General features: G+C 51.2%; 9 protein-coding genes. 1 reads left to right on the top strand and 8 read right to left on the bottom strand.

Annotated elements, in window-relative coordinates:
• Positions 1–415: 415 nt before the first annotated feature.
• Positions 416–1,231, bottom strand: a complete 816-nt coding sequence (locus ACMV8I_RS20625; RefSeq protein WP_498867054.1) for a Cof-type HAD-IIB family hydrolase — start codon at positions 1,229–1,231, stop codon at positions 416–418.
• Positions 1,232–1,425: 194 nt separating this feature from the next.
• Here ACMV8I_RS20625 and ACMV8I_RS20620 point away from each other — a divergent pair, with 194 nt between their 5' ends.
• On the top strand, positions 1,426–3,273 hold the full coding sequence (locus ACMV8I_RS20620; RefSeq protein WP_498867053.1) for an ABC transporter ATP-binding protein: 1,848 nt from the start codon (positions 1,426–1,428) through the stop codon (positions 3,271–3,273).
• Positions 3,274–3,294: 21 nt separating this feature from the next.
• Here the strand turns inward: ACMV8I_RS20620 and ACMV8I_RS20615 are convergent, their stop codons facing one another.
• From ACMV8I_RS20615 to ACMV8I_RS20585, 7 genes are all read right to left on the bottom strand, one after another.
• Positions 3,295–4,416: a GNAT family N-acetyltransferase gene (locus ACMV8I_RS20615; RefSeq protein WP_498867052.1), complete on the bottom strand. Its 1,122-nt coding sequence runs from the start codon at positions 4,414–4,416 to the stop codon at positions 3,295–3,297.
• 87 nt (positions 4,417–4,503) lie between these two features.
• The gene (locus ACMV8I_RS20610; protein ID WP_498867051.1) at positions 4,504–4,809 is read right to left on the bottom strand and encodes a hypothetical protein; all 306 of its coding nucleotides are present in this window, start codon (positions 4,807–4,809) and stop codon (positions 4,504–4,506) included.
• A gap of 17 nt (positions 4,810–4,826) precedes the next feature.
• A complete protein-coding gene (locus tag ACMV8I_RS20605) occupies positions 4,827–6,092 on the bottom strand; it encodes a PTS sugar transporter subunit IIC (RefSeq protein ID WP_498867050.1) in 1,266 nt (421 codons plus the stop codon).
• 58 nt (positions 6,093–6,150) lie between these two features.
• Positions 6,151–6,453 (bottom strand): PTS sugar transporter subunit IIB, encoded by a 303-nt coding sequence (locus tag ACMV8I_RS20600; RefSeq protein ID WP_498867049.1) that lies wholly within the window; start codon positions 6,451–6,453, stop codon positions 6,151–6,153.
• A 100-nt stretch (positions 6,454–6,553) separates the two neighbouring features.
• Positions 6,554–6,997 carry a PTS sugar transporter subunit IIA gene (locus ACMV8I_RS20595; protein ID WP_498867048.1) on the bottom strand — a complete coding sequence of 148 codons (444 nt, stop codon included), beginning with the start codon at positions 6,995–6,997 and terminating at the stop codon, positions 6,554–6,556.
• A gap of 212 nt (positions 6,998–7,209) precedes the next feature.
• The gene (locus ACMV8I_RS20590) at positions 7,210–7,794 is read right to left on the bottom strand and encodes a P-loop nucleotide/nucleoside kinase family protein (RefSeq protein ID WP_498867047.1); all 585 of its coding nucleotides are present in this window, start codon (positions 7,792–7,794) and stop codon (positions 7,210–7,212) included.
• Complete coding sequence (locus ACMV8I_RS20585) at positions 7,787–8,722, bottom strand: tagatose-bisphosphate aldolase (RefSeq protein WP_498867046.1); 936 nt, start codon at positions 8,720–8,722, stop codon at positions 7,787–7,789. Before ACMV8I_RS20585 ends, ACMV8I_RS20590 begins: the two co-directional genes overlap by 8 nt.
• Positions 8,723–8,836 lie beyond the last annotated feature (114 nt).

The raw sequence follows: 8,836 nt of genomic DNA, 5'->3' as shown, positions 1-8,836 counted from the left end.
TACGGCTGATCTTAAACTGGCGACAAACAGCGGAGAAAGACTCTCCGCTGTTCTGCATGGCGTAGATAAACTCAAGTCGTTGCATGATAACAGTCTCTGTCCAGGGCATAGCGTCTCTCCTCTGCTACGCCATTTATAACTGTTACCCATGTGGCCGGTCTAAAGTGTTACCCATGTGACCGGCTATACAGTCGCTCGACCCTTTGGAATCCCCGCTTTTTAAAAACAGCCGCTACGCGGGTCACAATGGCCGTGTTTCAGTCACCGTTGCTATAGCCGCCAACTCCGCTGCTCCGCAGTCCTCTCAGTTCGGATTCGGACCAGCTCGAAAAAACCTCTCGCCGTTTCTCACCGCTCCTTCGACGTCGTTTTGAACGCGGCCGAAGCTTTTCTAAATTCAAAATCAGATTGGTTTTTATCTTTTAAAAACGCCTTCTCCCGCCAGGATGTCATCAATCACTTTCAACACCCCTTCTTCATTATTCGATACCGTTTTGTACCGTGCTGCAGCGGTGGCGACCGGCATGGCGTTTGCCATAGCGAAACCAAACCCGGCCTGTTGCAACATCTCGACATCGTTGCCGCCGTCACCGAACGTCACCACTTCGCTGTCGTCGATGCCCCAGATTTCCTGCAATATACGCAAACCGTTGGCTTTGTGACGGCCCGGGATGATCAGATCGGCGGAGCCATGACCGCTGGATACCGGGGTGATGATATGGCCGAGTGCTTTATCGAGGGCGGCCATAAAGCCAGCCAGATGCTCATCGGAGATATTTAAGGCGAACTTGAAAATCGTGTCATTAATTTCATGGTACGTTTCGATTTTCTGTAGCTTGTGGTAGAAGCGGTGCATTTTGAGGTAAAAAGCTTCGGGCTGCGAAGACTGGATCCAGGCGCTATTTTTACCGCAAATCACGGTGTGTAAACCGGGTATATTGTCGAGGAATTCGAGGATTTTGCCTACTGACTCCGGGCTGATTTCAGCGACAGAGATATCCTGACCTTCGTTAACGATATAGGCACCGTTTTCTGCCACAAAGGCGATTTCAGAAGCGATTTCCGGGAAGAAGGATTCTAGTTGGAAATATTGATTGCCGCTGGCGACAACGAATTTTATACCCTGTTGTTTTAATTGCGCATATTGCGTCAAAAATTTGATTTTATTGTATTTTTTATTGTCATCGAGAAACGTGCCATCCATATCCACTGCGATTAATTTTACTGACATAAATCCCTCTCGTTGAGTACAGAATGTAGTCTCCATCATAAAAGCTATGACCTAAAGATCAAACCAAAAAGCCAACCCACGCCGATGGGAATTTCATCTACTCTTATAGGTTCTTTAGTATGATCGACATTATCATCAACGCTTGCAGATCAGGGCAGGACAGTCCTGACGACCCATAACTTAAGAGGTGTTCCATGCTGTTTCGCCGTTTCGAGCGAATAATCGACATCTTCCGTGAGGCGCCGGGCGCAGAGCCGCCGGATAAAGTCTTTCCTTTTTATTTCTATTACCTGCGTCAGGTTTGGCCGAGTTTTGCCGCATTGCTGCTGGTGGGTCTGATTGCATCGCTGATCGAAGTGTCGCTGTTCAGCTTTCTCAGCCAAATTATTGACCTCACCAAAGCGACGCCGACCGGAAGTTTTTTCTCTGCTCACGCAGGTGAATTGATCTGGATGGCCGTGGTGGCAATGGTCCTGCGTCCGGTGTTTTTCGGGCTGAATGATTTGCTGGTACACCAGACCCTCACGCCCGGCATGACCAGTATGATCCGCTGGCAAAACCATAAGTACGTGCTGAAACAGAGCCTGAACTTTTTCCAGAGTGATTTTGCCGGGCGTATTGCCCAGCGCATCATGCAGACCGGCAGTTCACTGCGTGATTCGGCGGTGCAGACGGTGGACGCCATCTGGCATGTGGCCATTTATGCCGCCAGCGCGTTGTTCCTGTTTGCCGAAGCGGACTGGCGGTTGATGATCCCGCTGCTGATCTGGATCGTTCTGTATGGTCTGTGCCTGCGTTATTTCGTGCCGCGCGTAAAACAGCGCTCGGTAGAGTCTTCGGAAGCACGCTCAAAACTGATGGGCTACATTGTGGATGGCTACACCAATATTTCCACATTGAAACTGTTTGCACACAGTGAGTTAGAACAGCAGTACGCCCGGGAAGCCATCACTGAGCAAACACATAAAACCCAGCTGGCAGGACGGTTGCTGACCGGTATGGCTTTCGCCATTACGACGCTGAACGGCATGCTGATTGTCAGCACGACCGGACTGGCACTGTGGCTGTGGACGCAATCTATGATCAGCGTCGGCGCTATCGCGCTGGCGACCGGCCTGGTGATCCGCATCGTCAATATGTCTGGCTGGATCATGTGGGTGGTGAATGGCATCTTCGAGAATATCGGTACCGTTCAGGACGGCCTGCACACCATTGCGCGGCCGCTGACCGTGATTGATAAACCGCAGGCCAAGCCGCTGAAGGTGGCTCGGGGAGCGATCCACTTCGATCACGTACGGTTTAATTACGGTAAAGAGAATGCCAACACAGGTGCGCCGGTGATCCCCAATTTGGATCTGGCAATCCGCCCCGGCGAGAAGATCGGCCTGATCGGGCCTTCCGGCGCAGGCAAATCGACGTTGGTGAACCTGCTACTGCGGCTGTACGACATCGACGGCGGACGCATTCTGATTGATGAGCAGAACATTGCTGACGTCACGCAGGAAAGCCTGCGCGCACAGATCGGCATGATCACCCAGGACACCTCGCTGCTGCATCGTTCCATTCGCGATAACTTGTTATACGGCAGGCCCGGGGCGACGGAAGAAGAGTTGCTGCTGGCTATTCGTCAGGCGCGCGCCGATGAATTCATTCCCCAACTCTATGATTCACAAGGAAGAACTGGGTTGGATGCGCATGTTGGCGAACGCGGCGTGAAGCTCTCAGGCGGCCAACGCCAGCGCATTGCTATTGCCCGCGTACTGCTTAAGAACGCGCCGATTTTGATTCTCGACGAAGCAACATCAGCGCTGGATTCCGAAGTAGAAGCCGCGATTCAGGAGAGTTTTGAAGATCTGATGCAGGGCAAAACGGTGATTGCGATCGCCCACCGGTTGTCGACCATTGTCAAAATGGACCGGCTGATCGTCCTGGAGAAAGGCCAGATTGTGGAATCAGGTAGCCACAGTGAACTGTTGGAACACAACGGCCTGTATGCCCGTTTATGGCAGCATCAGACCGGTGGTTTTGTGGGTGTCGACTGACATCATCGTGAATAAAATCCGTCAGGCCTGACGATATGGCAGCACCTGACGGGCTTCTTCTTGCCAGACCAGAACGGCGGCACGCTCTTCTTGCAGGAAATTTTCCACCGCGGCCTGCAAACCGCCATGCCGCAGATGATGCCACGAATGGGTGATCACCGGTTCGAAGCCGCGCAGCAGCTTGTGTTCGCCCTGCGCTCCGGCGTCAAAGCGTGATAGCCCGTGCGCAATAGCGTACTCCATTCCCTGATAGAAACAGGTTTCAAAGTGCAACCGGTTGAACTCCGCCAGACATCCCCAATAGCGGCCGTAAAACGTATCGCCATCCACCAGGCTGAACGCCATGGCGACCGGCTGGGCGCTTAACGTGGTCAGTACCAGTCGCAGATTTTGCGGCATACGTTCGGCCAGCAGGCTGAAAAAATCACGTGTCAGATAAGGTGCGCGGCCGCGGACCAGATAAGTGTTGGCGTAACAGGTGTAGACGAAATCCCATTGTGCTTCACTGACCTGTGCACCGCTTAACCACTCAAATTCAAACCCTTGCGCGGCGACTGACTCCCGCTCTTTGCGTATCTGTTTACGCTTGCGTGACGCCAGCGTGTCGAGGAAATCTTGAAAATCGCGATAGCCTTTATTGTGCCAGTGATACTGTAAGCCGGTGCGCTGCTGCCAGTCGGTTCTTCCCGCCAATAGCTGGCTGCTCGCAGTATCGGTAAAGTTGATATGTGCGCCGGAAAGATGATGCTGCGCCAGATAATCGGGCAGGTAGTCCAGCAGGCTTGCAGCCGCAACGGGATCACCTAACAGGCGAGCGCCGGTCACCGGGCTGAAGGGAACCGCACCCAGCCATTTTGGATAGTAACGGATACCCGCCCGTTCGCTGGCTTCGGCCCAGCCCTGGTCGAAAACGTACTCGCCGGCCGAATGCATTTTACGGTAGCCGGGGATTGCCGCCAGAGTCTGACCGCCCTCAGTCCATAACAGATGTTCAGCCTGCCAGCCTGAGTCCGGACCCAGAGCGCCACTTTCCTCCAGCGCGCTAAGAAAAGCGTGGCGCTGAAAAGGCTGCCCGGCAGGCACCATGTTGTCCCACTGTTTCGCGGGGAGATCGGCCAGACGGGTCAGGGTAGTGATAGGCATGGTTTTTGGTTTCTCTGATAGAAAAGCGAAAAGGCCAGCAACCGTAGTCGCTGGCCTTTTAGTATCAGTTTTACCGACAGGATGCACTCAAAAACCGTAACGAATCGCGTCTTTGCTCTTTTGCATTAAGCCGTCAATCTTGTCGGAATAGAGCTCCAACCCTTTGCCGTCGCCAGCGTGTGAGCATTCACGGCGTTTGGCGTTGTAGGCTTTCATCAGCTGCGCCTGCGCGAAACCGGGTTTGCCATAACAGGCGATGCTCTGTTCCCAACAGGCGATAGCGGTGTCCAGATCCTGCTGCTCCTGATACCGGGTTCCCAGTGCGTTGAGTTGTTTAGCGCAGTCTGCCGGTAGCAGGTTTTGCGCTAAAATGGCGTCGATCTCTGTATTCATATCAATCTCCGTTGAACTCAGTGGAAGAAGTTAAGGAAATGGCCGAACACCAGCCCGACGCCGATCACATCCGAGTCGCTGAAGGTCACGTTAGAGAAGCCGAATTTACCTAAGAGCGGCAGTAATAAGGCTGGCAGCAAGGTGATAAACAGCCCGTGGAAGATGCCGCCGATGATGGCGCCACGGCGTCCACCGACTGCGTTACCAAATATCCCGGCGGTGCCGCCCGCGAAGAAGTTGGTCAGCATCCCTGGCAGGATCATCGCCAGGCCGATGCTCGGGAACAGAAACATACCGATAATCGAGCCGATGGTGGTGGAGATAAAACCGATGATCACCGCGTTGGGTGCATAAGGGAACAGCACGGGGCAGTCGAGCGCCGGAATAGCGTTCGGCACAATGCGCAGGGCAATACCGCGAAACGCCGGAACGATTTCAGCCAGCAACAGGCGCACACCGGCTAACAGCACATATACCCCAACCACGAACTGCACTGATTGCAGGAACGAGTAAACCAGATAGTTAACGCTGTTGGCATAAGGCGCGACCACTTCCGGGCCTGCGGCGATGGCGGGGATCAGATAAACCGGGATCATCACCACCATCATCGACAGGTAAGTGTCTTGCAGGAAAGAGAAGGCCTGCGGCAGCTCGAAGTCTTCGGTGCTTTTACTGACATCACCGGTTATTTTTGCCACACCGGCCTGCACGATATAACCGATGGTGCAGAAATGGCCGAGCGCAAAGTCATCTGAACCGGTAATCTTGCGCACAATCGGCTGCGCCAGTACCGGCATTGCCACTGCCATCACTCCGGCAATAATACCGCCGGTTACGATCAGTTCTGTACCGCGTAAACCGCCCATATAGCCGATCACCGAACAGACTGTTGCCATCCATAAAGAGGCCTGGCCGGTCAGGAAAATATATTTGTACCGCGTGAAGCGGGCAATGAGAATATTAACGATAAACGCTAATACCATAATTAATGCCGTTTCGCGTCCGAGGGTTTGTTGTGCAATGCCGGCAATCGACCCAACATCGGTGACGATACCGCGCATATGGAAACCTTTCTGGAATATTTCACCCAGAAACGTCAGCGCATTGACGATAATACTGGCACCAGAGAGCAGTACTAAAAAACCTAGCAGCGTTTTCATGGTTCCGGTAATAATTTGTCCCGGACTTTTTTTCAGCGCGATCAGACCAATCATGGCGATCAGTGATATTAATATTGATGCCTGGCCTAATACATCATTAACAATAAAGTGAAGGAAAGACATAAGCGTCCCCTGTAGTAGATATGTAGAGTTGTTCTATTGGAATAGACTATTTTTATTATTAAACCGTCAGATGGCCCATTTCCTGAAGTACGGGCATCAGTTTGGTTTTTATTTCATTCTTATCCACTAACCTTTTCAGGTAAATAATATTGGCTTTTATTGTGTAATGCTGGAATTGTGATCTGAAATTTTCCCCGGTGAAGATAATATCTGCCCGCGTTGAGGTGGCGCTGGATATGTCACAATGCGACAAGTCAGCTTCGATACCTAAATCTTTTAAGGCCGCTTCGATGCTCATTTCACAGGCAAAACTGCTGCCCAGACCTGCACCGCATACTGCCAGGATAGATAACTTTTTCATGTTTTTCCCTTACGCATTTTGTAGGTGATGGGTTTTTACAGATGATCCATTTTAATTGTTAATGAACAACAAGTTATGTTCATTCCTCTTCACTTCACGTCTAAAACTGTCGGATGATCTCTAACACTTCCTGCTTGCTTTTACTCTGTCTTAATTGTTTCGTGGAATCCTCATCGCAAAATAAATGAGAAAGGCTGGCGATCATTTCAATATGTGAATGACTGTCTATGGCGGCCAGCGCGAAAATAACATAGACAGGATCATTATCTTCGCTGCCGAATTCGACCCCTTCTGAAACAATCACTAAAGACAGCGCCGTTCTGATAACGCCTTCTTCTGGCCGGGCATGAGGCATCGCAATGCCTTCACCCAAAACATAATAAGGACCAATTTCCCGATGCATGTCATATATAGCCTGAAGATAGCGGCTTTCTGCCGCACCCGAATCAATTAACGGTTGTACGGCTAATGCAACGGCCTGTTGCCAATCCTCAATATGATTAATTATGCTAATGTTACTTTCATTAATCCAGTCAGTTAACATATTACCTCTTAACAATAATTAACGGCTTTCCTCAGTATCATATTTAAAAATTATAAAAACTGTGATCTATCTATTCCTATTTGTCATTGGAAAGAAATAATGCTGTTAAAATTTCTCTGTAATTAATGACATAGAGATTCTGTGGTTACTGAATTAATGTTAGTGAGCCATTTGAACAGTAACATAATATTTCCCTGATATTGCGATTATGCTTATTGCTCTTTTAATACATTGTCTATCCATTGTTGGATAACATTGATATTTACCGGCTGGTCCTGGTTGGCATAATATACAGCTCCGAACTCCATAGGCAGGGCATTTACTGCCAGAGTTTTTAATTCGGGAATATATTCCGCGCCTAAATGTCCGGGAAGGCGTTGATCCAGCCGTGCTGCGTAACGCGTTGCCGCCAGCTCTGCGGAGATCTGACACCAGATTTCCACTACCTGCGTTATACCTGCCTGCGTCAGGTAACTCCTGAGAACTTCTTTCGGCTGAAAGCCGAACCAGGCATCGACAATAAAGGTACTGCCTTGCGGTGCATCCGCCACGATAGACCAGATAACCTGATAACTCGCCTGTCCCAGCACGCGGTTAAATGCGCGGTCTACGCCTTCAAGACGCTGAAGGAACGGGTTTTTTATGCCATCGAGCGACAGTTGCAGCCAGCCGGTACGTGCAGAGAGCTCAACGGCGAGACGGCTTTTACCGGAGGCAGGGATCCCGTTGACCAGAATGACCCGTTTACCCGGCTGGCCCGCACGTTCGACGTTAAAAGCTGCTCTGTTCTCAGACATGTTCCACCTGTTCGGTTTTATTGCGTGCCGGTGCCTGGAAATACTGTTGAATCACGGCCTGAAGCTCATTCAGACGCGGAACGGCCAGCGTCTCCAGTTTGGATTTGGTCGCACTGCGGTCTAGCGAAATGCAGTCTTTCCACAGCGAACGCCCGGCGATAACGCCCGATGCACCTTCGCTCATGGCATCCGCCACTTGTTTGAGGAAAGTCGTGTGATCAACACCCGCTGAAAGCACGGCCCACGGCACGTCGCCAGCCAGCGTGGTGATGTCTGCACAGGCTTGTTTTGAGCCAGGATAAGGCAGTTTCAGCACCTTCGCGCCGCATTCCAGACAAATTCTTGTGCCACCATAAATCAGTGAAGGAATTTTTTCTTTATATTCTTCCTCGGTTTCGTGGTCGAGTTTGTAGGTCAGGAACTCCACCACCAGCAGCAGATCCTCGCGGGCAAAATCTTCAGCACATTGACGCAGGATGGCAATGTTGTGGCGATTGGCTTCCGGCAGGTCAGCACGCAGGTAGACCATTATCTTACCGCCGGTTGCACCCAGTTCACGTACGCGGCGTGCATCCACGTTGGCGGCCAGCCGCGACAGACGGTAGCCTTCTGGCGAATTATCCCAACCTGATGCATCGAGGCCAATCAGCAGAGCGGTATCGCGGGCAATAATGCCGTCGTCCACCAACTGTGGCACGGCGCAAACCGGGTCGACCAGCACACAGGAAGCTTTGCTGGCCAGATACTGCGTGATGTCGGCTTTGATCTGACCGAGTGCGTGTTCTGAAATTGAAGCCTGCTGTTGCGGGTCATTGGACAGCAGGCTGCGCATGCCACCGCGCTGATCGCAGGCGATGACCATCATTGCACCATTTTTGCCACAAATTTGCTGATAACTGCGAAGCTCTGACGTTGACATTTTTGACATGGAACTCTCCTTAGCGTGAAATTTATTACAGATGAAAAAATCTCGATTACACTGGGCGTTCTGTCGTTTCCCTTCTGATAGAAGGGGGCTAAAACCGTTAAAAGTGCCGGTTTA

This window comes from Ewingella sp. S1.OA.A_B6 (assembly GCF_049889095.1).
GTDB lineage: Bacteria > Pseudomonadota > Gammaproteobacteria > Enterobacterales > Enterobacteriaceae > Ewingella.
The sequence above is the reverse complement of the archived record's forward strand: the minus strand, read 5'-3'. Positions and strand labels throughout refer to the sequence as shown.